This window comes from Methylophaga sp. UBA3613 (assembly GCF_002375415.1).
Classification (GTDB): domain Bacteria; phylum Pseudomonadota; class Gammaproteobacteria; order Nitrosococcales; family Methylophagaceae; genus Methylophaga.
In genome coordinates this window covers 427,238-453,139 of record NZ_DFLS01000006.1, presented here as the reverse complement: position 1 = coordinate 453,139, position 25,902 = coordinate 427,238, and the positions used below count along the sequence as shown (strand labels likewise).

General features: G+C 45.4%; 20 protein-coding genes and 4 tRNA genes. 14 read left to right on the top strand and 10 right to left on the bottom strand.

Annotated elements, in window-relative coordinates; all coding sequences use genetic code 11:
* The 3 genes from B3S93_RS08350 to greB form a co-directional block, all read left to right on the top strand.
* Nucleotides 1-418 (top strand): hypothetical protein (locus B3S93_RS08350; RefSeq protein WP_292740816.1); only part of this gene is annotated, 418 nt, incomplete at its 5' end.
* Between the two features lie 104 nt (nucleotides 419-522).
* Nucleotides 523-1,869 (top strand): FAD-dependent oxidoreductase, encoded by a 1,347-nt coding sequence (locus B3S93_RS08345; RefSeq protein ID WP_292748643.1) that lies wholly within the window; start codon nucleotides 523-525, stop codon nucleotides 1,867-1,869.
* Nucleotides 1,869-2,336, top strand: coding sequence for a transcription elongation factor GreB (gene greB / locus B3S93_RS08340; RefSeq protein ID WP_292748642.1), 468 nt, complete (start codon nucleotides 1,869-1,871; stop codon nucleotides 2,334-2,336). Before B3S93_RS08345 ends, greB begins: the two co-directional genes overlap by 1 nt.
* Here the strand turns inward: greB and B3S93_RS08335 are convergent.
* The 5 genes from B3S93_RS08335 to B3S93_RS08315 all read right to left on the bottom strand — a co-directional run bounded on the left by B3S93_RS08335 (nucleotide 2,333) and on the right by B3S93_RS08315 (nucleotide 9,958).
* Nucleotides 2,333-3,436, bottom strand: coding sequence for a PQQ-dependent sugar dehydrogenase (locus B3S93_RS08335; RefSeq protein ID WP_292748640.1), 1,104 nt, complete (start codon nucleotides 3,434-3,436; stop codon nucleotides 2,333-2,335). The two genes, greB and B3S93_RS08335, sit on opposite strands and share 4 nt — an antisense overlap.
* Before the next feature lie 16 nt (nucleotides 3,437-3,452).
* Nucleotides 3,453-5,081 (bottom strand): protein adenylyltransferase SelO, encoded by a 1,629-nt coding sequence (locus tag B3S93_RS08330; protein ID WP_292748638.1) that lies wholly within the window; start codon nucleotides 5,079-5,081, stop codon nucleotides 3,453-3,455.
* Nucleotides 5,082-5,184: 103 nt separating this feature from the next.
* Nucleotides 5,185-7,938, bottom strand: a complete 2,754-nt coding sequence (locus tag B3S93_RS08325) for a valine--tRNA ligase (RefSeq protein WP_292399427.1) — start codon at nucleotides 7,936-7,938, stop codon at nucleotides 5,185-5,187.
* 87 nt (nucleotides 7,939-8,025) lie between these two features.
* Nucleotides 8,026-8,460 (bottom strand): DNA polymerase III subunit chi, encoded by a 435-nt coding sequence (locus B3S93_RS08320; protein ID WP_292357590.1) that lies wholly within the window; start codon nucleotides 8,458-8,460, stop codon nucleotides 8,026-8,028.
* A gap of 10 nt (nucleotides 8,461-8,470) precedes the next feature.
* Nucleotides 8,471-9,958 carry a leucyl aminopeptidase gene (locus B3S93_RS08315; protein ID WP_292357589.1) on the bottom strand — a complete coding sequence of 496 codons (1,488 nt, stop codon included), beginning with the start codon at nucleotides 9,956-9,958 and terminating at the stop codon, nucleotides 8,471-8,473.
* Nucleotides 9,959-10,044: 86 nt separating this feature from the next.
* Between B3S93_RS08315 and lptF the strand changes: the two genes are divergently transcribed.
* Both lptF and lptG read left to right on the top strand, forming a co-directional pair.
* On the top strand, nucleotides 10,045-11,175 hold the full coding sequence (gene lptF, locus B3S93_RS08310) for an LPS export ABC transporter permease LptF (protein WP_292399424.1): 1,131 nt from the start codon (nucleotides 10,045-10,047) through the stop codon (nucleotides 11,173-11,175).
* Nucleotides 11,172-12,233: an LPS export ABC transporter permease LptG gene (gene lptG / locus B3S93_RS08305; RefSeq protein WP_292357587.1), complete on the top strand. Its 1,062-nt coding sequence runs from the start codon at nucleotides 11,172-11,174 to the stop codon at nucleotides 12,231-12,233. Before lptF ends, lptG begins: the two co-directional genes overlap by 4 nt.
* Here lptG and B3S93_RS08300 read toward each other — a convergent pair.
* The 3 genes from B3S93_RS08300 to B3S93_RS08290 form a co-directional block, all read right to left on the bottom strand.
* Nucleotides 12,230-12,724, bottom strand: coding sequence for a hypothetical protein (locus B3S93_RS08300; protein WP_292357586.1), 495 nt, complete (start codon nucleotides 12,722-12,724; stop codon nucleotides 12,230-12,232). The genes lptG and B3S93_RS08300 overlap by 4 nt on opposite strands.
* A 233-nt stretch (nucleotides 12,725-12,957) precedes the next feature.
* Nucleotides 12,958-13,033 (bottom strand) — tRNA-Glu (locus tag B3S93_RS08295).
* Nucleotides 13,034-13,057: 24 nt separating this feature from the next.
* A tRNA-Ala gene (locus B3S93_RS08290) sits at nucleotides 13,058-13,133 on the bottom strand.
* 285 nt (nucleotides 13,134-13,418) lie between these two features.
* Between B3S93_RS08290 and B3S93_RS08285 the strand changes: the two genes are divergently transcribed.
* From B3S93_RS08285 to B3S93_RS08250, 8 genes are all read left to right on the top strand, one after another.
* Nucleotides 13,419-15,665, top strand: a complete 2,247-nt coding sequence (locus B3S93_RS08285; RefSeq protein ID WP_292399422.1) for an LPS-assembly protein LptD — start codon at nucleotides 13,419-13,421, stop codon at nucleotides 15,663-15,665.
* 136 nt (nucleotides 15,666-15,801) lie between these two features.
* Nucleotides 15,802-17,067, top strand: coding sequence for a peptidylprolyl isomerase (locus tag B3S93_RS08280; RefSeq protein ID WP_292357584.1), 1,266 nt, complete (start codon nucleotides 15,802-15,804; stop codon nucleotides 17,065-17,067).
* Nucleotides 17,064-18,059, top strand: a complete 996-nt coding sequence (gene pdxA / locus B3S93_RS08275; protein ID WP_292399419.1) for a 4-hydroxythreonine-4-phosphate dehydrogenase PdxA — start codon at nucleotides 17,064-17,066, stop codon at nucleotides 18,057-18,059. Before B3S93_RS08280 ends, pdxA begins: the two co-directional genes overlap by 4 nt.
* The gene (gene rsmA, locus B3S93_RS08270) at nucleotides 18,056-18,850 is read left to right on the top strand and encodes a 16S rRNA (adenine(1518)-N(6)/adenine(1519)-N(6))-dimethyltransferase RsmA (protein WP_292399416.1); all 795 of its coding nucleotides are present in this window, start codon (nucleotides 18,056-18,058) and stop codon (nucleotides 18,848-18,850) included. Before pdxA ends, rsmA begins: the two co-directional genes overlap by 4 nt.
* A gap of 221 nt (nucleotides 18,851-19,071) precedes the next feature.
* Nucleotides 19,072-19,344, top strand: a complete 273-nt coding sequence (locus B3S93_RS08265; RefSeq protein ID WP_014707392.1) for an HU family DNA-binding protein — start codon at nucleotides 19,072-19,074, stop codon at nucleotides 19,342-19,344.
* A gap of 13 nt (nucleotides 19,345-19,357) precedes the next feature.
* Nucleotides 19,358-19,433: transfer RNA gene (locus B3S93_RS08260), tRNA-Val, on the top strand.
* A gap of 9 nt (nucleotides 19,434-19,442) precedes the next feature.
* Nucleotides 19,443-19,519, top strand: a tRNA-Asp gene (locus B3S93_RS08255).
* A gap of 77 nt (nucleotides 19,520-19,596) precedes the next feature.
* The gene (locus B3S93_RS08250) at nucleotides 19,597-21,489 is read left to right on the top strand and encodes a SurA N-terminal domain-containing protein (RefSeq protein ID WP_292399413.1); all 1,893 of its coding nucleotides are present in this window, start codon (nucleotides 19,597-19,599) and stop codon (nucleotides 21,487-21,489) included.
* A 35-nt stretch (nucleotides 21,490-21,524) separates the two neighbouring features.
* Here B3S93_RS08250 and B3S93_RS08245 read toward each other — a convergent pair whose 3' ends face one another.
* A complete protein-coding gene (locus tag B3S93_RS08245) occupies nucleotides 21,525-22,742 on the bottom strand; it encodes a dicarboxylate/amino acid:cation symporter (RefSeq protein ID WP_292399410.1) in 1,218 nt (405 codons plus the stop codon).
* An 88-nt stretch (nucleotides 22,743-22,830) separates the two neighbouring features.
* Nucleotides 22,831-23,619, bottom strand: coding sequence for an enoyl-ACP reductase FabI (locus B3S93_RS08240; protein ID WP_292357577.1), 789 nt, complete (start codon nucleotides 23,617-23,619; stop codon nucleotides 22,831-22,833).
* A 120-nt stretch (nucleotides 23,620-23,739) separates the two neighbouring features.
* Between B3S93_RS08240 and B3S93_RS08235 the strand changes: the two genes are divergently transcribed.
* On the top strand, nucleotides 23,740-25,896 hold the full coding sequence (locus tag B3S93_RS08235; protein WP_318988102.1) for an ABC transporter substrate-binding protein: 2,157 nt from the start codon (nucleotides 23,740-23,742) through the stop codon (nucleotides 25,894-25,896).
* Nucleotides 25,897-25,902: the final 6 nt, after the last annotated feature.

Sequence of the window (25,902 nt, the reverse complement as noted above, 5' to 3'; positions counted from 1 at the left end):
AGCCGAAGCCGAAGCCGAAGCCTCAGAAGAGCCAACAAAGGCAGAGTTGGATTTTGCCGCCGCACTGGCCGCAGAACAAGCCCAGGCTGAACAGGACCGGAAGCAGACCCAGTCAGAAATAGCCGGTTTTGATATTCCAGAACAGCCCGAGTTACCTGAACCTGAACGTCTCGAATCATTGCTTAAAGATGTCGAGAAGTTGCAGGCGACACAATCAGATAATAATGCATCGCTGATTCCTCCAACACAGGAGACACCACTTCCGGATCCTGCGCAATTAGAGAACCTATTGACCGATGTAGATAAATTAACGGCCGTTAAAAAACCGGTGAAAAGTAGAAAGAAACGCAGTGAGTTGCAGGCGATTCTCTCAACAATACCGTCCTTTTCTGGCAGTAATAAAACAAAATACAAATAATCTGAGCATTTTATTGGACTCAGATAATGTGTAAATAGCGATATTTTTAAACGGTCTGATTAACGTTTTGCTAAAATTTCCGTCGTTTAAGCACGGAAAAAATTATGTCAGACCAAATTCATCAGGTAGCCATTATCGGTGGCGGTGTCTGTGGCACCGCGCTACTGTATATGCTGGCTGAATATACTGATCTCAATGATATTGTCCTGTTGGAAAAGTATGCCGGAGTGGCTAAGGTCAACTCCAATGGCCGTAACAACAGTCAGACGATCCATTGCGGTGATATTGAAACCAATTACACATTGGAGAAAGCCACTAAAGTAAAGGCCGCCGCTGAGATGCTGGTGAATTTTGCTGAGGACTTACCTAATGTTGATCAGGTGATTTTCAAATATCCGAAAATGGTTTTAGGTGTAGGCGAGCAGGAATGTCGTCAGCTTCGCCAACGTTACCAGACTTTCCGTGAAGTATTCCCCAAGATGAAGTTATTGGAGAAGTCCGATATCGCTACCTATGAACCCTCAGTGGTTATGGTTAATGGCGAAATGCGGGCGGAACCCTGTGTTGCGCTTGCCGTTTTGGATGATTACAGTGCAGTGGATTATCTGCGTTTATCTGAAGCCTTCGTTGATAAAGCCAAAGCAAAAACCGATAAACAAATCCAGTTAGTGTTTAACAGCGAAGTCGATGATATTGTCGAAAAAGATGGTGTGTTTTCGCTGGTCACCGGCGACAAAATCATCCAGGCTCGCAGTGTGGTTGTTTCTGCTGGCGGACACAGCTTATTACTGGCACAGAAAATGGGGTACGGGTTAGAGTTCTCGTGTCTGCCAGTAGCAGGAAGTTTTTATTTCACTCCGCAGGTTCTCCGTGGCAAGGTCTATACCGTGCAAAATGATGCGTTGCCGTTCGCAGCGGTACATGGTGATCCAGATGTGCTGGTCGAAGGTAAAACCCGTTTTGGACCAACAGCACTGTTACTGCCATTGTTAGAGCGTTATAACAACAAAACTTTTTTTGATTTTCTGCGTGTTCTGCGTCTCGACAGCCGGGTAATGAGAGTATTCTGGGACTTATTCAGAATTAAGGATATCCGTAATTACATTTTTAAAAACTTTCTGTTTGAAGTGCCGTTATTACGTCGCTGGCTGTTTTTGAAAGATGCCCGCAAAATTGTTCCTGGCCTGCAATTGAAAGATATTGAATTCGCTAAAGGATTTGGTGGTGTCAGACCTCAGTTGATTGATAAAAAAAATGCCAAATTGTTGATGGGGGAAGCGAAGATTAATCCTGGCACAGGCATTGTTTTTAACATGACACCATCGCCTGGTGGCACCAGCTGTCTGGAAAATGCTGAAACCGATATGCGGCTGATTGCCAGCCGTTTAGGTGCAACAATTAATGAATCTCAGCTGAAGCAAACACTTCATAAATCAGCAACAACAAATTAATGGCTTCATCACCTTACATTACTGCTGATGGCATGTTCAGGATGAACCAGGAGCTTAGTGAACGCTGGCAGCGACGCAGACACGTGGTTCAGGCGCTGGCGGCTGCAGCGGCAGAAGGCGATCGCTCTGAGAATGCAGAATACATATATCGCAAGAAAGAACTCAGAGAAATAGACCGGTGTATTCGTTATCTTCAAAAACGTATTCCCGATTTGATGGTGATTGATCGTATTCCTGATAATCAGGATGCGGTGTTTTTTGCGGCCTATGTAACGCTGTTGAAAGATGATAAGGAAGAAGTCCAATACCGCATTGTCGGCCCGGATGAGATTGACCACGCCAAAGGCAATATCAGTGTCGATTCACCTTTGGCGCGGGCGTTGTTAAAAAAGCAGATTGATGATGAAGTTAGCATCCAGGTTCAGGATGGTGGTCATCGTTATCTGATTCTGGACATTAACTATTAATTTGCCGGCTGAATCCGGTAAATTTCGCCATCATCCGTAGAGACATATAACCAGCCTTCAGGGCTTTCAATAACATCGCGGATACGTTTATTCATTGTACGCAGATAGCGTATTTCATCTACAGCTTCGTTATCTTGAATTTTGACCCGGTTCAGATGCTGTAACGCCAGTGCACCGGAAAATAAATCACCTTGCCACTCCGGGAAAGCATCACCGTGATATTGCACCAGACCACTGGGTGCAATTGACGGAATATAGACTTTTACCGGATTTTCCATACCGTCTACTTCTTTCTTGCCAACGGAAACTGGAGCGTAATATTCCTTGCCGTGAGAGGCTTCCGGCCAACCATAGTTTTTACCGGCTTCAATCAGATTGATTTCATCGCCACCGCGTGGGCCATGTTCAATGCCCCATAGTTGCTGGGTCTCGACGTTATAAAACAAACCTTGTGGATTACGATGCCCATAACTCCAGATTTCCGGCAAGGCATTACTCTCTCCAACAAAAGGATTGTCCTGCGGGACACTTCCATCAAGTTTCAGTCTTAGAATAGTGCCATTGTGATTGCTTAGCTCCTGAGCTCTATCACGTTCCCCACGATCCCCAATCGAGAAAAATAGATGACCCTGTTGGTCAAACACAATTCTGCTACCGTAATGCTGGCCTTTGCTGGTACGAGATTGAGTGACTAGCAAATCGATCCAATCACTTAGGGTGTTTCCATCCAACTTGGCGCGGGCGAGAGTGGTAGCTCCCTGACCATCTACATTTTTACTGTAAGTAAAATAGATCCAGCCACTTTCGGCATAATCAGGGGATAAGGCAACATCAAGTAAACCACCTTGGCCTTCAGCTTTAACTGCAGGTACGCCAGATATCTCAGTGCTCTCACCAGAATTCAGATTTATCTGGCTTAATTTGCCCTCACGTTGACTGACCAGCATTGTGCCATCCGGCAAAATTGCCATTCCCCATGGGATTCCTAATCCATCTGCAACCTTGTCAATTTGCAACTTTTTATCATTGACGCTACCTGCATGGGCAGTCATTGCAGGTGTTAAAATCAATAAAAAAAACAGTTTACTGATCAACTTCATCTAACGACTCCTTAATTTAAGAACTACAGGACAGCATTGAGCAGCCAGGTTTATCTCTGGCCCAGTCCGGGCGTTTGGCAGCGTAATGATGATACTGTGGCTGTTCATCATAAGGACGGTGCATGACTTCCAGAAGTTCATGAATCATGCTGTAATCACCCTCATGGGCTTTATCAATCGCCTGTTGTGATAAGTAATTGCGTAATACATATTTCGGATTAACCAGGTTCATTCTGGTTTTTCTATCCTGATCGCTGGTGCCATCCTGTTGCACGCGTTGCTGATACTGACGCAACCAGTCACAGATATCTTTTTTATCTTCTTTCGATAAAGCATCTGGTGCGTAATAAGCTTCCATCAACGGTTCCAATAGTGCTTCATCGCTGAGGTCCTTCTGTTCACAGCTGACATCGGCTAATCGGCGATAGAAAATCGTCATATCGGTTTCAGCCAATAACAGAATTTTCTGTAACTGCTGATTCAATTCATGATCATCATCACCCTGATACTCGTTCAGCCCCAGCTTATCGGCACGCATCTGTTGCCATTTGTTGGTGTAGAGCTCGACATAATCGGTAAGAATCTGTTGTAACGGCTCAACTTCATCAATCAATGGATATATCGCGTTGCCGAGTTGCAGCAAATTCCACTGGGCAATCTGTGGTTGGTGTCCAAAACGGTAGCGTTTACCAGTGGCATCGGTGGTGTTAGGTGTCCAGTCAGGATCGTAATTATCAATCCAGCCATAAGGGCCGTAATCAATAGTCAGCCCTAAAATCGAAGTGTTATCAGTATTTAATACACCATGCACAAAACCAACACGCATCCAGTGCACTACTAAATCTGCGGTGCGTTCACAGACTTCTTTAAACCAGGCCAGATAGGTTTCTTTGGAGGGTTCGCCCAGGTGTGGAAAATGATGGCGAATAGTGTAATCGACCAGTAAACGAAGATTGTCGATTTCGCCTCGCGAGTTAAACAGTTCGTAATTACCAATGCGCAGGAAAGAAGGCGCGACTCGACAGACAATCGCACCTGGCTCAGTTTGCGGGCGGCCATCGTAAAACATATCGCGGACTACGCCTTCACCGGTTGTAACCAGACTTAATGCACGGGTTGTGGGTACGCCAAGATGGAACATGGCTTCACTGCAGAGAAATTCACGCACCGAGGATCGTAATACGGCCAGGCCATCAGCCGAACGGGAGTAGGGGGTTTCGCCAGCACCTTTAAGCTGCAACATTTGCAGTTGGCCGTGAATATCCTGAACTTCACCAAGATTAATGGCACGGCCATCGCCCAGTTGTCCGGCCCAGTTGCCAAACTGATGTCCGCCATAGCACATTGCATGAGGCTGCATACCTTTTAAAATTTCATTGCCGGCAAACACGTTAGTAAATTGTCGGCTTTCACAATCTACTGGCCTGATGCCCAGGTCGGTGGCTAAATCCATGGAATAAGCGACCAGTTCAGGATCGGCAACGGGTGTTGGGTTTACAAAGGTATAACAGGCACCAAGCACCTGACGGCGAACATTTTCGGTATCCGGATCGGCGGGGAGTTCCCGTACAAAGCGGTTATCGAACTGCAGCCGTGTCATTGGCGTGGTGGTGGCGTCGTTGGGATTAAATTCTTCAGTAGTCATAGTCTCTATTACAACAGATAGCAGCCGGTGAAAACACCGGCTTTTCGTATTGTTATTGACTGACTAATAGAGTCGGAAAGTTCCTAAAAAAGGACTTAGGGTTTTAGCCCAATGCTTTACGTTGCTGCTGTAACTGACTTAAAGACTGTTCCAGCTCTGCCAGTTTTTCACGTTCTTTGGCAACAACATCTGCGGGCGCCTTGGCAACATAGTTTTCATTACTCAGTTTGCCAGCGGATTGCTTGATAATTTTATCCAGCTTACTGATTTCTTTATCCAGACGGGCAATTTCAGCATCCTTATCAATCAGACCTTCCAGTGGAATCAGGATTTCCATTTTGCCAACCAGTGCAGTAGCAGCGGCAGGCGCTTCGCCAGTCAGAAATTCTACAGAATCCAGGTTGGCTAATCGGCTGATAAAGTCGTGGTTGTCATGCAAACGTTGTTTATCAATATCAGCGGCATCCTTGAGCAACACTGGTAATTGTTTTTTCGGGGCAATATTCATTTGTGAACGAATAGAACGAATGCCGTTAATAAACTGCATTACCCATTCCATATCGGCAACGGCAGTGCTATCAATTTTACTGCTGTCAGCTACCGGATAGGCTTCACGCATAATAGTAGAGCCTGTTTTACCGGCTAACGGTGCGATGTTATGCCAGATTTCTTCGGTAATAAATGGCATAAAAGGGTGTGCTAAACGCAGCGTGGCTTCCAAAACCCGAACCAGAGTACGGCGGGTACCACGTTTGGCGGCGTCACTTGCAGCATCATTGTTTAATACCGGTTTGGACAGTTCCAGATACCAGTCACAATAGTTATTCCAGACAAATTCATAAATGGCCTGCGCTGCCAAATCAAAACGGTAGCTTTCGATAGCCCGGGTAACATCCAGTTCGGTTTGTTGCAGTAAAGAAATGATCCAGCGATCAGCCAGGCTTAATTCAACGTCAGCGTTATCAATACCGGTATCCTGACCTTCGGTATTCATTAATACGTAACGCGCAGCATTCCATAGTTTGTTACAGAAGTTGCGATAACCCGCGATACGATTCATATCAAAATTGATATCACGGCCGGTAGTGGCTAATGAGGCAAAAGTGAAACGCAGCGCATCAGTTCCGTGCGGAGCGATACCTTCCGGAAATTCCTTACGGGTGGCTTTTTCAATTTTAGCAGCCAGCTGGGGCTGCATCATGCCACTGGTACGTTTGGCGACTAGTGATTCCAGATCGATACCGTCAATAATATCGATAGGATCCAGCACATTACCTTTGGATTTCGACATTTTCTGACCATGTGAATCACGTACCAGACCATGGATATAGACTTCTTTGAATGGCACGTCATCCATAAATTTGATGCCCATCATCATCATCCGGGCAACCCAGAAAAAGATAATGTCAAAACCGGTGACCAAGACACTGGTCGGGTACCAGGTTTTCAATGCCGCATCATCAGCCGGCCAACCCAGGGTGGAAAAGGGCCATAAGGCAGAAGAGAACCAGGTATCTAAAACGTCTTCATCCTGTCTCAGCGCAACAGAGTCCGCTAATTGGTGTTTTTGGCGCACATCGGCTTCATCGTGACCGACATAAATATTGCCTTGTTCGTCGTACCAGGCAGGGATGCGGTGTCCCCACCAGATTTGCCGTGAAATACACCAGTCCTGAATGCCATCCATCCAGTTATAAAAGGTTTTATCCCAGTTGGCCGGGACAAATTTGATTTTACCGGACTGTACTGCTTCAACTGCGGGGGCTGCGAGGACATCGGCTTTGACATACCATTGGTCGGTCAATAACGGTTCGATAACGGCATTGGAACGGTCACCACGTGGCACCATCAGTTTGTGGTCTTGAATGGTTTCCAGTAAGCCTAAAGCCTCGAAATCGGCAACAATTTGTTTGCGGGCTGCATAGCGATCCAGGCCACGATATTTTTCCGGCGCATTGTCATTAATGGCGGCATCAATGGTCAGAATATTGATTTGTTCGAGGTTATGACGGTTACCGACTTCGGCATCATTGAAATCATGGGCTGGGGTGATTTTGACGCAGCCACTACCAAATTCCGGATCAACATAATCATCACCGATAATTGGAATTTCACGGCCAACTAATGGCAGGGTGATGGTTTTGCCGATCAGGTGTTTATAGCATTCATCTTCGGGATGTACTGCCACGGCCGTATCACCGAGCATGGTTTCAGGACGGGTAGTGGCGACTACAAGATGACCGCTGCCATCGGTTAAAGGATAACGGAAATGCCATAAATGGCCGGCTTCTTCTTCTGATAATACTTCCAGATCAGATACGGCGGTATGTAATACCGGATCCCAGTTCACCAGTCGTTTGCCGCGATAGATCAGGCCTTCTTCGTGTAGTTTGATAAACACATATTTCACGGCTTCCGACAAGTTGTCATCCATGGTGAAACGATCACGAGACCAGTCCAGAGAAGAACCAAGACGGCGTAACTGACGGGTAATATTGCCACCGGATTCGCCTTTCCAATCCCAGACCCGATCAATAAATGCATCACGGCCTAAATCATGGCGGGTTTTGCCTTCGGCATTTAACTGTCGTTCGACCACCATCTGTGTGGCGATACCGGCATGATCAGTACCCGGTTGCCACAACGTGTTATCCCCTTTCATGCGGTGATAACGGGTCAGCAAATCCATTATGGTGTTATTAAACCCATGACCCATATGCAAACTGCCGGTGACATTTGGCGGCGGCAACATAATGGAGTAGGGCGTGCCTTCACCAGAAGGTTTGAATTCGCCGTTTTGTTCCCACTGTTGATACCAGCGTTGTTCTATTGCATCGGGATTATAGGTTTTGTCCATGCGTCTCTGCGTTTATCTGTTCGGAAAAAGAAAAGCGGGCATTATACCCGCTTAATGTGTGCCCGGTCATGAGTGAGCCGGATTGTCTTAATTGTTTATTTGATGCGTATCCAGATGATAGCCACGATCCTTGTAAAACTGATAGCGAACGCGTCCTTGTTTTTTGATCTCTTCATCGCCATTAATAATTTCTGCCAGCCGTTCAAACTGGCTAAAAAAAAGTGGCTGAGCCGGGTTTAAATTGATTAATACATCCATTAATTTGGGTGGGGCAGTGTTTTCATGGCTGATTAATACCGGTGCTTCGATTTTGTTATCCGTTGCAAAAATCTGGTGCGGTACAAAACTGTCTGGGCGAAAAGCCCATAAAGCCTTATCCATCGCTTCACTCTGATTCTGATCTTCAGTATTAATAAACACCTGATGACCCTGAAGATAAGCCTTTTCCGCCAGCCGACAGGCAAATTGCTGTCGGTCAAGCGGATCGGTTGTAGCTAAAATATAAAAACTGACTTTAGTCATGAACGAACTATCAGCCTTCCAGGCGGTTGAGAATATATTGCATCAATAATGGCACTGGACGGCCAGTTGCGCCTTTTTCCTTACCGCCATTCCAGGCGGTACCGGCAATATCCAGATGTGCCCATTTGAATTTCTCAGTGAAACGGGACAGGAAACAGGCCGCTGTTACACTGCCAGCTTCTTTACCGCCGACATTGGCGATATCGGCAAAATTACTGTCCAGTTGTTTCTGATAGTCATCCCATAACGGTAATTGCCATGTCCGATCGAAACTATCATTGCCAGCTTTAAGCAGGTCATCGGCCAGATCCTGGTTGTTTGCCATTAAACCCGTTGCATTGCTGCCTAACGCTACAATAATCGCACCGGTTAAGGTGGCAATGTCGATAACGGTGTCGGGATCAAAACGTTCGCTGTAGGTCAGGGCATCACACAGCAGTAAACGACCTTCAGCATCAGTATTCAGAATCTCAATGGTTTGACCGGACATGCTTGTTACCACATCACCGGGCTTGTTGGCATCGCCATCGGGCAGGTTTTCTGAGCTTGGAATCACACCGATAACATTAATGGGTAGCTGTAGTTCGGCAACGGCTTGTATGGTGCCCAGTACGCTGGCGGAACCACACATGTCGTATTTCATTTCATCCATACCCTGAGAAGGTTTGAGCGAAATACCACCGGCATCAAAGGTCAGGCCTTTGCCAACCAAAACAATAGGTTTACTGTCGCCACCACCACCGTAATTCAGGGTAATGAGTTTTGCTGGTTCACGGCTGCCGCGTGAAACCGACAGGAATGAACCCATACCCAATTCAGCGATATCACTTTCTTCAAGTACATCAACGACCAGGTTATCTAAATCCTGTCCTAATTTTATGGCTTGTTCTGCGAGGTAGGTTGGGGTGCAGATATTACCCGGCAGGTTACCGAGTTCACGTGCCAGATTCATGCCCCTGCCAATGGCTGCTCCAGTATCACAAGCTTTTTCAAGGGTATCAATATCTGCTTCGCTAGCCATAAAGCCCAGTCGGGTAAGCGGTTTTTCAACCGGCTTAAACTGACTTTTTGTCTGACTGTAGCGATATAAAGCGGTTTCAGTATTGATAATCGTCTGACGAATTTTCCAGGCAGTACTGCGTTCTTTGACAGGTGTTTCTGCTAAACAGCTGACCGCTTGTGTGGCAGCACTTTCGTTTAACCATTTGGCCATCGCAATACAGGCTGCATTAAAATCATTTTCACTGGTTTTTTCGAATTTTCCGCAACCAACCAACAATATTCTAGGGCTGGAAATGCCTTCAATATCCTGTAGCAGCATTGTTTGACCTGGTTTGCCACTGATATCGCCACGTTCGATTACGCGTTGAATCATTCCTTTACTTGCCGTGTTTAATGTAGCCGCTGCGGGACTTAGTTGGTTGCCTTCAAAAACGGCGACGGCAATACAGTCGATTGACTGTGTTGGCAAAACATCTTTGGTCACAAAATACTGCATGGATTTCTCCTGTTGATGTAGATGGTTTAGACTGCGCTTTTTATTGCAGTGAACTGACTGCCTATTCTAACGAAGACCACTGAATAATGCCCGCCCTAAGACGAATATTTGTTGAGCGTTTCAGCCTGATAGACCGATATATGCTGCGAGAGTTTTTAATTTCTCTGACAGCCGTCATCGGTGTGCTATGGCTGATTTACGTGGCGACGCGTTTTGCCCGCTATCTGGCTCAGGCGGCTGTGGGTAATTTACCGGCAGAAGTCATTTTCAATTTGCTCTGGCTGAATTCCTTTGGCGCATTATCCATTTTACTGCCGATTGGTACATTTTTAGCGGTATTGCTCAGTTTGTCACGTATGAGCTCTGATAACGAACTGACGGTGATCGCGGCCTGTGGAATTGATGGTAATCGTATATTACGCAATGTGGTTGTTTTCAGCGGTACAATGGCGATTATTACAGGCGTTCTGGCATTACTGATTGTTCCAGATGTCTTATCAGGTCGCTATGAAATCGAACAGAAAGCCAAGATTGCTGCCAATACTACAGGTTTGGTCGCGGGGAGTTTTAAGGAAAGCCAGAACGGCGACTGGACCTTTTATTCACAACAGCTCAGTGAAGATAAAACCCACATGGTAAACATCTTTATTGAGATTCATCGTGATGAAAAACCCTTAATTTTCAGAGCTGAGCGTGGACGTTTTGATATTGAATCTGAAACCGGTGATAAATACCTGGTATTGGAAGACGGCTATCGTTACGAGGGTAATGCCGGTGATTTGGATTTCCGCATTGCTGAATACGCAACGCATAGCATGTTGATTGAACGTGGCGAGTCGGTCCAGGTTCGCGAAAAACATAAATCTCTACCCACTGCGGTGTTATGGGAGCGTGGAGAACCTCAGGATCTGGCTGAAATTCAGTGGCGGGTTTCCAGTGCCGTCATGACGATCATTTTGAGTGTAATAGCCATCACCCTGGCGCACACTGGTCCAAGGCAGGGACGTTATGCCGGATTTTTCCCGGCGGTGTTGGTCTATGTGATTTACAGCAATTTATTAGGCGTGACCCGAGCGTGGGTAGAAAAGGGCGATCTGGCTCCGTGGATTGGGGCGATCTGGGTACATCTTTTGATGATTGGCATTATGCTGATGTTACAAAATCGCCTGAAACTCAAACGATTCTGGCAACAACGTAAGCGACCCAAAACAGCATGATTCTGCAACGCTATATCAGTAAAACCATATTAGGCAGTACCGCTTTGGTACTGGTGGTATTAATGTCGCTGTATACCTTTATGGATTTTATTACCGAGCTGGATGACCTGGGTAAAGGTGATTATCAATTACTGGATATACTGACTTATTTAGCACTGTCGATGCCGAAGCGAATCTATGAATTACTGCCTGTTGCTGCTTTGCTGGGGAGCGTGATTGGTCTGGGGACATTGGCGTCGCAAAGTGAATTGGTGGCAATGCGTTCGGCAGGCGTATCGGTAAAAGACATTAACAAAGCTGTTTTGATTGTCGCCGGTATTTTAATGATTATCGCTGTCGTTCTTGGTGAATTGATCAGGCCTATTACTGAACAAAAAGCCTTGCAGGTGCAAACCTCCGCACAAACCGGAACTGAAGGAAGTCAATCAGAATTTGGTTTCTGGACCCGCGATGGTAACCATTTCAACCATATCGAACGGATACATCGCGATGGTCGTTTTGAAGGGGTTAAGGTCTACGAATTCGATGATAAGCATCAATTGAGGATTGTTACTAAAGCCAGAGAGGCCCGTTACGATAATAATGAATGGCTGATGTTTGATGTGGTGCAAAGCACAATTGATGAAAATGGCGTGGAGGTCAGAGCGATAGAACGCGCTAAATGGCGTTCCAAGCTCAATCCTGGCATGTTGAATGTGGTCGTTGTCCCGCCAGAGTTTTTACCGGTATGGAGTCTGATTGAGTACGTTTCCTACCTTAAATCCAATCATCAGGCTGTTGGTCAATATCAATTGGCATTCTGGAGCAAAATCATGATGCCGCTGAGTTCAGCAGTAATGGTGTTTTTGGCTGTGCCGTTTATTTTTGGTCCATTACGTTCCGCACCGATAGGGGGACGTATTTTGGTAGGTGTTCTGGTTGGGATTGGTTTTCATTTATTTAACCAGAGCTTTCAGCATATGGGGCTGGTGTTTGGTGTTTTGCCCTGGCTTGCGGCATCACTGCCAACCATCATTTTTGCCGGCATAGGCATCTTTATGCTGCGAAAGGTGCGTTAGTTAAGGGAGACCCCACGAATCTCTTTATCAAGACCATGAGATTCAAGCAGTATCGCAATCTGCGCACTGTGATCTTTTACCATAGCATTAGCCGCTTTGTAGGCTTGTGGATCATTATCACGGAAAGACAGCATAAGGTTGACAGAAACTTCCTTAAGCTCGGCAAAAATCGTGGTTAGTGCCTTTTCAGGCCGCTCAGCCAAAAACTTCTGGTTACTGGCCGCAACCAGCTGATTCTCAGCATCTAACAGACTAAAGCTCGGTGAAAAGCCTCGCAGATGCCAGACATTAAATCCTCTGGGATCGTTTCTTTGTTGGTAGAGATCAAAATACTTTTTTAGCAGTTCCACCTGATTGTAATAACGCTGACTCATCTGGCTGACATATTGAGGAAGATTATCTTCCGTAAGTGCTTCAAATTCCGAGGCAAAAGATGCCGCTTTTTTCTCATCCGCTTGTACTGAATGAATAGACACAAGCAAAGACAGCATTAATAATCCTAACAGCTGGCGGAGAGTGTTTCTGAACATAAAGGTTAGGAGATAGGACTTCACTGAAGGAACGTTTACAGTCATGATGCTCACCATTGAAAAACATGGGTTGATTATCAATGAGCGTAATGACTTAGTAAAGAGAATGCGTAATACAGAAACAAAAAAGGCGGTGAGATTTCTCACCGCCTTTTTATTAACGCCCGATAACACTTGTTATCGGTTGCCTTATATGGCGTCCCCAAGGGGATTCGAACCCCTGTTACCGCCGTGAAAGGGCAGTGTCCTAGGCCTCTAGACGATGGGGACCTAAAACTGTTTTCTTTCGTTTCTTGGTGGAGCTAGGCGGGATCGAACCGCCGACCTCTTGCATGCCATGCAAGCGCTCTCCCAGCTGAGCTATAGCCCCCGAAAGGAAGCGCATACTATAGGGATTGAGTTTTTCTCTGTCAACAGAATATTTGAAAATATTTACATGGACTCCAGATGGTTCCACGGAGATTGTGGTGGCTAGGAAGCCAGCAGGAATGCCATGGTAAAGCTAAGTTATTGATGAATGGTCAATATATTGATTTTGGCCAACTTAATTAAATAGGGGATTTGATGAAAGCACATTTCTGTGCGATAAATTGGCAGTTATTTATTGAATATAGAAGGCCGATTTTTCGGTCATCAAGGCTCACCGGGGATATTGATGCGCAAACTGATAATTCTATCTGCAGGTTTTGTTTCCTGTTTTGCTCCTCTTGTTTTCGCAGAGCCATACCATGTGCCCAGTCACTGTCCCCGACCAGACGCCGATTTTTTTCTCCCTGAAGATGCACTCACTGAACAAAGTGAAGTTGATGTTAAAGCTGATACCGCTCAGTTGGTTGATTTAGGCACTTCTGTATTTACTGGCAAAGTAGATATTCGTCGCGGAGGGCAGCAATTAAATGCCAACCGTGCAACTTACAACCAAACTACCGGTAAAGTGACTGCTCAGGGAGATGTGCGTTTACGTGATAGTCAGATGTCAATATTTGGTGATCAGGCGGAATGGAATATCAATGAAGATCGCGGCACGCTGATTGACGCGGAATATCAAACCAAACAGATGAATGCGCGCGGTGAAGCGAGTCATGTGAATCGTCAGGGCGTACAGTCCACCCAATTAAAAAACGCTACATATACAACCTGTATGGAAGACGATGAATTCTGGAAGTTAAAGGCCGGAGAAGTCGATCTGGATCATGAGGAGGGCGTTGGCCGGGCTTATGATGTTGTGCTGCGTCTTAAAGATGTCCCGGTTTTTTATACGCCATACATCAGTTTTCCGTTAAGTGATGAGCGTAAATCAGGTTTTCTGATCCCGTCCATTGGAAGTTCCAATGAAACCGGCTTTGATGTCAGCACACCTTATTACTGGAATATTGCACCCGATATGGATGCGACCCTGACACCACGTTATATGTCAGATCGTGGCTTGATGTTGAATGGTGAGTTTCGTTATCTCACACCGCAATCTGAAGGCTTGATTGATGCAGGCTTTTTGGGCAGTGACAGTCTTCGTCAGAATGGTGATGAAATAAATCCCAACTACAATGAAGACCGGAAACATTTTTCATTTCAGCAAAATGGGCATTATGGCAGCAGCAACCGCTGGCGAACCCTGGTTGATTATAATTATGTATCGGATAGGGATTATCTGGAAGATTTCAGTAGTAATTTAAGTTTGAGCAGTACTACGCATTTAAACCGATTATTAAATGTGAACTATTACGGTGATATCTGGAATTTCGGAGCAAGGGTGCAGGGCTATCAGAATCTGTTGGAAGATGTTGAAGACCCTTATCAACGATTGCCGCAATTAACATTGAATGGATTACTGCCTGATCAGGCCTATGGACTTAGCTATGAGTTCAAGTCTGAATTTACAGCGTTTGATCATGACGAGTTGGTCAAGGGGCAACGATTCAATATGGAACCTGGTGTCAGCCTGCCGATGGGTACCGCAGGTTTTTTTATTACTCCTCGGGTTGCTTTAAACCACACATACTACTCACTGGATAATTTGCAAACCCAAACCCGTTTTGAGGAGAGTAACATTAGCCGGACTTTACCCATAATCAGTATTGATAATGGATTGGTTTTTGAAAGACCGTTGAAATTTGCCGGCAATAATATGATCCAGACTTTAGAGCCCAGAGCATTTTATCTATATAAACCTTATCGGGACCAGGACGATATTCCACTTTTTGATACAAATTTACGTACCTTTGGTATGGGAAGCATGTTCAGCCATGAACGGTTTACCGGGCCAGATAGAATTGGTGACGCAAATCAGATAACGGTGGGCTTGACAAGCCGTTTTATCAATGAAGAAACTGGTCGTGAAAAATTACGGATGACATTGGGACAAATCCAATACTTCTCAGATCGTAAAGTCAATTTAAGACAAGATGCCAGAGAGACCAGCTCCGATTCTGATTATATTGCTGAAGCGGTGGCTAGCATTACGAAAGAATGGGCGCTCGCTGGCCAGATTCAATGGGATCCAGACAGCACCACCTCCAATATGTCTTCTCTGCAATTACGCTATCGCGGAGAAAATGGAGGAGTCTTCAATATTGCTCATCGTTATCGACGTGATGATGGCATTAACCAGTTTCCGATTGAACAGGCCGATGTGTCTGGAAGTCTACCGATTAATGATCAATGGAGTGTTATTGGCCGCTATTATCGCTCTTTGATGGATAATACGACGTTAGAAGCTTTGGCAGGTGTTGAATACCACAGTTGTTGCTGGGCAACACGCGTAGTTTTCCGTGATTATATTAACGATATCAATGCTGACAGTCGCAATAAAGCCATCTATTTTGAAATTGAATTGAAAGGGCTGGGGCGCTTTGGTAAGAAATCCGGTGGCCTGCTCGAGGAAAGTATTCGAGGCTATGAATAAATATAAGCCAGCAGATTCAACTTTCCAATAGATGTTTTTGTCATTAACTCATCTATCTACATTTAAGGTTCTTTAGGTCTTAGACGCTTTGAAACGCTATAATAACGGCCAACAATTTACGGAGTTTGAATAGTTCATGATTAAATATTTGCTTGTCGGCTTATTGCTTGCGAACAGTGTATGGGCAGCGCCGCTTGATCGTATTGTTGCTGTTGTTAATAACGAAATTGTCCTGGATAGTGAGCTGGTCGAGATGGAGCAGACTGTTCGTCAGCAGCTTCGCCAGCGTAATGCCGCAATACCATCCTCTGATATTCTGCGCCGACAGGTCCTTGAACGACTAATCATGCAAAAACTGCAACTGCAGCGGGCAGAAATGTCAGGTATTCGGGTGGCAGATGACGCGCTGAACGCTGCCGTCCGCCAAATTGCTGAAAACAATAATCTCACCATACGTCAGTTCCGAGATGCACTTGAAAGTGACGGTTATGATTTCACTGAATTCAGAGAAACCATTCGTGAAGAAATGGTTATCAGTCGGTTACGTAAGAGCGAGGTCGAAGATTCTATTGTCGTTTCTGAGCGTGAAGTAGATAACTTTCTGGCAACCCAAAACCTGCAGGGCGATTCTGAGCAAGCCTTCAGACTGTTACATATTTTAGTTGGTATTCCAGATGCACCAACTCCTGAGCAAGTACAGGAAGCCGAAAAAAAGCTTGCTGTTATTCAGGATTTATTGGCGGAGGGCGGTGATTTTTCAGAAATTGCTGCAGGATACTCTGATGGTCAAAATGCGCTGGAAGGTGGCGAACTAGGCTGGCGTAAACAGGCTGAATTGCCAACCTTGTTTGCCAGTGTTGTACCCAATCTGGCCGTTGGCGAAGTGAGCGACGTTATACGCAGCGGCAGTGGCTTTCACCTGGTCAAACTGGCTGAAAAACGCAGCGAAGAAACCCATCTGGTTAAACAGACCAAAGCTCGACACATCTTAATCAAAACCAATGAGCTGGTGACTGATGAAGCCGCGGAAAAACGACTTCAGCAATTACGCGAGCGAATCCTCAATGGCGAAGACTTCGCCGAGCTGGCAAAGGCACACTCTGAGGATACCGGATCTGCCATTGACGGCGGAAGCCTCGGTTGGACAAGTCCCGGTGTTATGGTTCCAGAGTTTGAAGAAGTTATGAATGGTTTGGCTGAAGGTGAAATGAGCGATGTTTTCCAAAGCCGTTTTGGTTGGCATTTAATTCAGGTCGAGGAACGACGTGAACAAAATATGGCAGATGAATTTAAGCGCAATAAAGCGCGTGAACAGTTAAAACAACGCAAAATTGAAGAAGAACTTGAAAGCTGGCTAAGAGCAATGCGCGATGAAGCCTACATTGAGTATCGTGACCTTTGAGTGAGATTTGTCGTATAGCGCTAACTTCAGGTGAACCCGCTGGAATTGGTCCCGATCTGTGTATTCAGCTGGCACAACAGGCCCAACGTCACCAAATAATCGTTATTGCTGATCCAGAGCTGCTTCAGCAACGTGCAGATGAATTAGGGCTACCCATAAAACTGATTGAATTTGATCCAGATTCGGCTCCCAAACCAGTTGAAGCTGGTTGTATCGTCTATCTGGAAAGTAAGCTTGCAGAAACAGTGGTGGCGGGGAAGTTGAATCCTGCTAATTCAGCCTATGTTATTAATACATTGCAACTCGCGCTGAATGGTTGTCTGGATGGGACTTTCGATGCTGTTGTTACCGCACCAGTGCATAAAGGTGTCATTAATGATGCTCAGGTTCCTTTTAGCGGCCATACCGAGTTTTTCGCTGATGGTGCTGGTGTCAATAAAGTGGTGATGATGTTGGCCACACCGGAGCTACGTGTGGCCTTGGCTACGACACACTTACCGCTTCGCGACGTAAGTGATGCCATTACTCAACAAAGCCTGCTAAAAATTATGCATATTCTGGCTGAAAGTCTGCAGCAAGGTTTTGGATTAAAACACCCTAGAATAGCTGTATGCGGCTTAAATCCTCATGCTGGCGAAGGTGGTCATCTGGGTACTGAAGAACAGACTGTAATCGAGCCTGTGATTAAACTCATACGTGAGCAGGGCTATGAATTTAACGGTCCATGGCCCGCAGACACTATTTTTGTAAAGTCACGCCTTGCGGATTATGACGCTGTATTAGCGATGTATCACGATCAGGGCCTGCCAGTGCTTAAGCATCAAGGTTTTGGTGATGCTGTGAATATTACCCTGGGGCTTCCATTTATCCGAACATCGGTTGATCACGGCACCGCACTGGACCTTGCCGGTTCAGGTAAAGCCAGTGCAACCAGCCTGCAGGCTGCAATCAATATGGCTGAAACAATGTCATTAACCAGAAGAACTCCATGACTGATCAGCGACATTATCCAAAAGCACGTAAACGATTTGGGCAAAACTTCTTGCAGGATGAAGCCGTTATAGCGGACATCATCGCGGCAGTAGCCCCTCAAAAAGATCAGCATCTGGTCGAAATAGGACCGGGACGTGGGGCATTAACGTCCTCATTACTGGAAGATGCTGGATTACTGGATGTGATTGAGCTGGATCGTGATTTGGTGCCAATACTGCAAAACCAGTTTAAAGACGCGCCTAATCTACATATTCATCAGGCTGATGCACTGGAATTTGATTTCAGTGTATTACCCCGGGATGATGAAAAATTAAGGGTGATTGGTAATCTGCCCTATAACATCACTACACCGTTATTATTTCATTTACTCGAACAGGCTTCGTTGATAGAAGATATGTGTTTTATGCTTCAGCGAGAGGTCGTAGAGCGCATTTGTGCCGCACCAGGTAACAAAAGCTATGGTCGGTTAAGCATAATGATTCAATACCAATGCATGGTTGAGCAATTATTTATTGTGCCTCCTACAGCCTTTGATCCTCCGCCTAAAGTGGAGTCAGCCATCATTTATATCCAACCAAGAAAGCAATTTTTAGGCGGCGATGTATGTATAAAAACGTTAGGCAGTTTGGTCACACAGGCTTTTAGTCAGCGTCGAAAAACCATCGCTAACACTTTGAAAAATAGTGTTTCCGTGGCGGAGTTGGAGGCTCAGGGGATCGATCCAAAGCTGCGTCCTGAAACCTTATCCGTTGAACAATATGTTGCTTTGGCACAATCCATTAGTGCTTAAAATAAGTATAGGCTATATAAGTAAAAGCTTAAGTACTGATTTAGCAGGAGTTTAGAGCCGGTTCACAAAAAATGGTCATAGTAAATGACACTAATGTTTTACTGTCTTGACACACTGTTTTTGCTGTAGTTAGATACACACAACCAAATGAGACGCGCCGAGGTATTGTGTGTCCTTTGGGACTTTGAATACATAATATAAACGACACGAGGAATTAAGCTGTGAATAAATCTGAATTAATCGATGCAGTTGCTGCGGCCGCAGACATTTCAAAAGCAAAAGCGGCTCTGGCTGTTGACGGCGTGACTTCTGCAGTCACAAAAGCGTTAAGCAAAGGCGATCAAGTTACTCTGGTAGGTTTCGGTACTTTTTCTGTTCGTGAGCGTGCTGCTCGTACCGGCCGTAACCCACGTACCGGCGAAGAAATCAAAATTGCAGCTGCAAAAATTCCTGCATTTAAAGCTGGTAAAGCCCTGAAGGATGCTGTAAACTAGTTTCTTTTTTCTGGGGTGCTTAGCTCAGCTGGGAGAGCATCGCCCTTACAAGGCGAGGGTCGGGGGTTCGAACCCCTCAGCACCCACCAGGAATATCAGGAGCGGTAGTTCAGCTGGTTAGAATGCTGGCCTGTCACGCCGGAGGTCGCGGGTTCGAGTCCCGTCCGCTCCGCCAATACAAAAGAAGGGCGCATTCTATGCGCCTTTTTTTTTGCTTAAATTAACCCACACTCGTGAAGAAGGTTCACTCCTATGTTGCATTTCATACGTGATCGCGCCCAAGGTTGGATTGCTTGGTTTATTGTTGGCTTAATCAGCATTCCGTTTGCACTTTGGGGGGTGAATTCTTATGTCTCCGGACCAACCGATACCATCGTTGCAGAAGTTAATGGTGAAGAAATCACCCAAACAGCCTTACTAGAAGCTGTTCAGCGTTATCGTGATCAAATGCGGCAAATGATGGGCGAAGAGTTCAATCCCGAGATGTTTGATAACGCTGAAATTCGTTATGTCGTCCTCGATGATTTGATTGACCAACAACTTATCCGCTCTGCTGCTGATGAACTTGGTCTTCGGATAAGTGACCGTCAAATTGCCCAGTTCATTCAGCAAACCCCTGCATTTCAACGTGATGGCACCTTTGATAGCGAGCAATATCAAATGGTTCTCGCCAGAGCGGGCTTCACTCCCACCTCATATGAAGCCAGCTTACGTGATGATCTTTTGGGCCAACAGCTTATCCAGAGTGTAGAGGGCAGTACCCTGGTCTCCGAGGTTGAGGTAGAAAGATTGTTAAAACTGGAAAATCAACAGCGCGAAATTGCCTTTGGCGTAGTCAAGCTGGAAGATTTTCTTGATGACACCGAAGTTGATGAAGCAGATGTACGTGGTTTCTTTGATGCCAACCAATCAAGCTTTACTTCACCGGAACAAATCTCTCTTGATTATCTGGAACTGTCACTTGATGACATTTCAACACAGGTTGAAGTGAGTGAAGAACAGTTGCAGCAATATTATGTTGATAACAAAGCACAGTTTGTGGGGCCAGAACAGCGCCGCGCCAGTCACATCTTAATCGAAGATAATGAAGAATCAGAGCAGATCCTCGCTGAAATTCAAACCAAACTTGAAGAAGGTCAAACCTTTGAAGAGTTGGCAGAAACCTATTCGATCGATGTTGGTTCGGCAGCTTCAGGTGGTGATTTAGGGGCTATTCAGCGTGATGTGATGGAGCCAGCTTTTGAAGAAGCAGTGTTTGCTTTAGAGAATGTTGGTGATATCTCTGAACCTGTTAAAACGGAGTTTGGTTATCACATCATTCAATTAACGGATATAGATCAATCCAGCAATGTAGAGTTTGCAGATGTAAAAGAGAAAGTTGAGCAGCAATATAAACGTCAGCAAGCTGAACGACAGTTTTACGATAAAGCTGAAGAATTGGCGAATCTGACCTATGAGAATCCCGAAACACTTGATATTGCCGCTGAAACATTGGGCTTAGATATTAAAACCTCTGAGAAATTTACCCGTAGCGGTGGCAGTGGTATAGCGGAAAACCAGGAGGTTGTGAAAGCGGCATTTTCTGATGATGTATTGAATCAGGAACTGAACAGCCAGGTCTTAGAGTTATCTGATACTCGGTTGGTTGTAGTTCGCAAGAACAGTCATGTTGATGCGACGCTGTTGCCATTTGACTCAGTTGCACCAGCAATTACCGAACAGCTTCGTTATCAGCGTGCAAGCGATTTAGCCTATATTCAGGGCGAATCCAGACTGCAGGAGTTGAAATCTGGTGCATCCGCTACACAAGTCTTTCCTGATACCTGGCAGCCAGCCACTTATTATGGGCGTGATAGTCAGGATATTAGCGCACAAATTCTGGATCAGGCATTTAGATTACCTAACGCTGAATCAACCCAATATGCCGGTTTCACTGCCGATAACGGCAATTATGTTGTCATAGCGGTAAGTGATGTGAAACAGGGCTCAGTTGAAGATGTAGAGCCTGAAATGCGCGATGGACTGGTCTCTAACCTGACCAGACTGAACGGCCGTGTAGAAATGGCAGCATTCCTCAATACATTACGTAGTGAAGCCGACATCGAAATTTATGAGTCACGGGTAACATCTAGCGAAGAAGAGTAGTTCGCTAATCATAATTGCAGATTGAAAAAGGCGCTTTATAGCGCCTTTTTTATAACTAATGTATCAATGACTTTAGCGCCGACGCTGTCACCCCAAATATTGACTACGGTACGGAATCGATCCAGAAACCAGTCCACTGCCAGTAACAGTGCAATACCATCCAGGGGCAAACCTACCGCACTAAGTACGATTACCATGGTGACCAGTCCTGCTTCAGGGATTCCTGCAGCACCAATGGCCGCAAGCGTTGCAGTAATAAACACAATAATCTGTTGAGTCATCGTCAAATCAATGCCGTAGGCCTGGGCTATAAATAACACCGCGGCAGCTTCATAAAGGGCCGTACCATCCATATTGACCGTGCTGCCCAGTGGCAAAACAAATTTGATGGCTTTATCACTAACATTATTTTCGCGGGCATTTTCCATGGTTAATGGCAATGTGGCTGTTGAACTTGCGGTGCCAAAACCGGTAAACAAAGCTCGACTCATACCAAATAAATACGCTAAGCCTTTGCCAGCAACCAGTTGTAGTAGTAAAAATAGAAAACAAAAATGGATGAATAACCCGGTTAAAACGGTGACCACATGCCAGCCGACAGCCTCTATCTCTTTGAATAATTCTTCACCACCACCCGCCAGACCAATGCGTGCAGCTATTAAAGCGAAAATGCCGATTGGGGCGAAATACATAATCCATATCACCAACTTCATCATGGCTTCATTAATACCATCAAAAACGGAAAATACAGGTTTGGAACGTTCACCAATCGTCGTCAGCGCCATCGCAAACAATATGGCAAAAACAATAATGGGCAATAACTGCATTTCAGTCGCAGAGGCAAATAGATTTGGCGAGATCAGTGACATAATAATGTCTGATGCTCCTGTTCCCTGTTTTTCCAGAATTCGCTCGGGAACAGTAGCATCTCCGAGCTCGATTCCTGCACCGGGCTGGATGATATTAACCACTACCAAGCCAATAAACACTGCAACAGCCGTAGTAAAACCATAGTACAGAAGGGTGGAACCACCTAAACGGCCCAGTTTTCGAACATCACCAAGGGCGCCAATACCGCTGATAACCGAGGCAACAATCAACGGGATAATGATCATTTTTAGTGCATTGAGAAATAAATCACCCAGCCAACCGATTTGTAATGACAGGTCACCGAAAAACCAACCAAACAAGACACCACTGATGGCACTCAGAATAATCAAAATTAATAATATGACGGCATGTGAGTGTGGCATGGGCTGCTATCCTCAAATTTATAAGTGCTAAAACAAAAACAGGGCTGAAAGCCCTGTTTTTGTTAACTGGATGAACATCGGTTAAAAATTACTTATCGCCAATACCGACAATATTGTAACCACCGTCAACATAGGTAATTTCGCCGGTTACCCCGGATGCCAGATCGGAGCACAGGAAAGCACCTACATTGCCCACTTCATCAATCGTGACATTACGACGCAATGGTGCATTACGTTCGCCATAGGCCAGCATCTTGCCAAAATCGCCAATACCGGCAGCAGCAAGTGTTTTTATAGGACCAGCAGAAACAGCATTTACCCGAATGCCTTCCGGACCTAATGAATAGGCCATATATCTTACTGTGGCTTCCAGAGCGGCTTTTGCGACACCCATAACATTGTAATTATCGATAGCCCGTTCGGCACCCAGATAGCTCAATGTCAATAATGAACCGTTACGGCCAGCCATTAATTCTTTACCGGCTTTCGCCAATGCAGCAAAGCTGTAGGCACTGATATCATGTGCAGCGGCAAAACCTTCACGTGTCACACTGTCAACAAAGCTGCCTTGCAGTTGTTCACGCGGAGCAAATGCGACCGAATGAACAATACTGTCCAGGCCATCCCATTGTTTGGCCAGATCATCGAAAACAGCTTTGATTTGCTCATCACTGCTAACATCGCACGGAAAAATTAATGCTGGATTGGAGCCACATTCTTCAGCGATTTTTTCGACGCGGGATTTGAGTTTGTCATTTTGGTAAGTAAAAGCTAATTCAGCACCTTCACGTGCCATGGCATGCGCAATACCGGCGGCGATAGAACGCGAGCTGGCAACGCCAACAATCAATACCCGTTTGCCTTGTAGAAAACCCATGAAGTACTCCAGAAATTTTAAAACCGATAAACTTACCTGATTTTGGCAGGTACTGGAAGAGGCGAGCAGCTTACATTCCCGTTATACTCCCTATTTGCATGGTTTCAACGTTGGATGATTATGCCCCGATTTTCTGTTGTGCTCTTCTGGATAGTTATTGCATCGCTGACAGGTTGTGATATATCGGCTATCAACTCTCCATACCCTGCAGCTGAGAGTGAAAAAACGGTCAGTTACAGCTCCTTTATGCTGCGGCCAAAACATCTGGATCCCGCCCGTTCTTATTCAGCAAATGAAAGTCTCATTACGGCGCAGATTTATGAGCCGCCCTTTCAATATCATTACCTCAAACGTCCATATCAAATGGAACCATTGACCGCAGCGAAAATGCCGGAAGTGGTGTTTTTAGATAAGAATCAACAAGTATTAACGGGGGCACAACAGACAGCAGAAAATATCGCTTTTTCACGTTACACGATTACCCTGAGACCCGGAATCGCCTATCAACCACATCCCGCATTTGCTCAGGATGCGTCTGGACAATGGCTCTATCACGATCTGGATCAACAGAGTTCTAGTCACCTGAACACTATTGTGGATTTCCCCGAGCAAGCCACCCGGGAATTAAAAGCCGCTGATTATGTATATCAAATTAAACGGCTGGCACATCCGGAAGTGCATTCACCCATTTTAGGTTTAATGAGTGAGCACATTGTCGGTTTGGGTGATTTTGCCGCCACTCTCAATAAACTTCAGCAACAAGGTAAGCCGATTGATTTACGTGAATTAGATATCGCTGGCGTGGAAGCAATTGATGATTATCAATTCCAAATTACCGTATATGCTCAATATCCCCAGTTGAAGTACTGGCTGGCCATGCCATTTTTTGCTCCCATCCCCTGGGAAGCTGACGTGTTTTACCAGCAGACTGTATTAAAAGATAAAAATATCACCTTAGACTGGTACCCGATTGGAACAGGGGCCTATCAAATGATTGAAAACGATCCTAACCGTCGCATGGTGATGGTTAAAAATCCTAATTATCATGGTGAAATTTATCCCAGTGAAGGTAATCCAGGTGATGCTGCAGCTGGTCTGCTGGATGATGCGGGTTTGCCAATGCCCTTTATCGATAAAATCATTTACACCCTTGAAAAAGAAAGTACGTCTTACTGGGGGAAATTCATTCAGGGGTACTACGATATCAGTGGCTTAACTTCCGACAGCTTTGAACAGGCGATCCAGGTTTCTTCAGGTGGGTCGTTTGGGCTAAGCGAAGATATGATGGAAAAAGGCATTGATTTGCAGGCTGCTGTTGGCACAACTACCCATTATATTGGTTTTAATATGCTGGATTCAGTGGTGGGTGGAGACAGTGAACGAGCACGCAAACTACGTCAGGCGATTGCTATTGCGATAGATCAGGAGGAATTCGTTTCTATTTTCTTTAACGGACGTGGAATTCCTGCCCAAGGACCTATCCCTCCGGGAATTTTTGGTTATCGTGACGGCCGGGAGGGATTGGACCCTTACGTTTATGAATGGCGGGATGACGCGGTACGCACCAAGCCAATTTCTTTTGCCAGAGAACTACTGGCAGATGCCGGATATCCCAATGGTCGAGATGCTGAAACAGGGCAACCGTTAGTTCTGTACTTTGATGTATCTGCTGTTGGACCGGATGCCAAAGCCCAGTTGGACTGGATGCGCAAACAGTTTCAAAAACTTAATATCCAATTAGTGATTCGGTCGACTGATTACAATCGTTTTCAGGATAAGATGCGTCGCGGACAAACACAGATATTCAAAGTCGGCTGGAGTGCTGATTATCCGGATCCGGAAAATTTTCTGTTTCTTTTATACGGGCCCAATGCCAAAGCTATTCATAACGGTGAAAACAGCGCCAATTACCAAAACCCTGAATTCGATAAGTTATTTGAACAGATGCGGGTGATGCCTGACGGTGATGAGCGTCAGGAAATTATCGATAAAATGGTGGATATTGTTCGCCATGATGTGCCGTGGGTATGGGGATTTCATCCCAAACAGTTAACGTTGTTCCACGCGTGGAATAAAAATATCAAACCTAATCTGATGGCAAACAATACATTAAAGTATCATCGGATTGATCCGCTATTACGAGACCAGTTGCGGTCGAAATGGAATCAACCGACCATCTGGCCGCTGATTTTGCTGTTATTTATTTTTATCATGGCAATGTTGCCAGCTATTTTGATTTATCGTCGGAAAAAACACCAGCAGGCTGTCAATACTTGATACTGT

Coding starts and splice junctions, on each gene's coding strand:
- B3S93_RS08345 (WP_292748643.1), top strand. CDS start 523: ATGTCAGACCAAATTCATCAGGTAGCCATTATCGGTGGCGGTGTCTGT.
- greB (WP_292748642.1), top strand. CDS start 1,869: ATGGCTTCATCACCTTACATTACTGCTGATGGCATGTTCAGGATGAAC.
- B3S93_RS08335 (WP_292748640.1), bottom strand. CDS start 3,436: ATGAAGTTGATCAGTAAACTGTTTTTTTTATTGATTTTAACACCTGCA.
- B3S93_RS08330 (WP_292748638.1), bottom strand. CDS start 5,081: ATGACTACTGAAGAATTTAATCCCAACGACGCCACCACCACGCCAATG.
- B3S93_RS08325 (WP_292399427.1), bottom strand. CDS start 7,938: ATGGACAAAACCTATAATCCCGATGCAATAGAACAACGCTGGTATCAA.
- B3S93_RS08320 (WP_292357590.1), bottom strand. CDS start 8,460: ATGACTAAAGTCAGTTTTTATATTTTAGCTACAACCGATCCGCTTGAC.
- B3S93_RS08315 (WP_292357589.1), bottom strand. CDS start 9,958: ATGCAGTATTTTGTGACCAAAGATGTTTTGCCAACACAGTCAATCGAC.
- lptF (WP_292399424.1), top strand. CDS start 10,045: ATGCCCGCCCTAAGACGAATATTTGTTGAGCGTTTCAGCCTGATAGAC.
- lptG (WP_292357587.1), top strand. CDS start 11,172: ATGATTCTGCAACGCTATATCAGTAAAACCATATTAGGCAGTACCGCT.
- B3S93_RS08300 (WP_292357586.1), bottom strand. CDS start 12,724: ATGCTGTCTTTGCTTGTGTCTATTCATTCAGTACAAGCGGATGAGAAA.
- B3S93_RS08285 (WP_292399422.1), top strand. CDS start 13,419: ATGCGCAAACTGATAATTCTATCTGCAGGTTTTGTTTCCTGTTTTGCT.
- B3S93_RS08280 (WP_292357584.1), top strand. CDS start 15,802: ATGATTAAATATTTGCTTGTCGGCTTATTGCTTGCGAACAGTGTATGG.
- rsmA (WP_292399416.1), top strand. CDS start 18,056: ATGACTGATCAGCGACATTATCCAAAAGCACGTAAACGATTTGGGCAA.
- B3S93_RS08250 (WP_292399413.1), top strand. CDS start 19,597: ATGTTGCATTTCATACGTGATCGCGCCCAAGGTTGGATTGCTTGGTTT.
- B3S93_RS08245 (WP_292399410.1), bottom strand. CDS start 22,742: ATGCCACACTCACATGCCGTCATATTATTAATTTTGATTATTCTGAGT.
- B3S93_RS08240 (WP_292357577.1), bottom strand. CDS start 23,619: ATGGGTTTTCTACAAGGCAAACGGGTATTGATTGTTGGCGTTGCCAGC.
- B3S93_RS08235 (WP_318988102.1), top strand. CDS start 23,740: ATGCCCCGATTTTCTGTTGTGCTCTTCTGGATAGTTATTGCATCGCTG.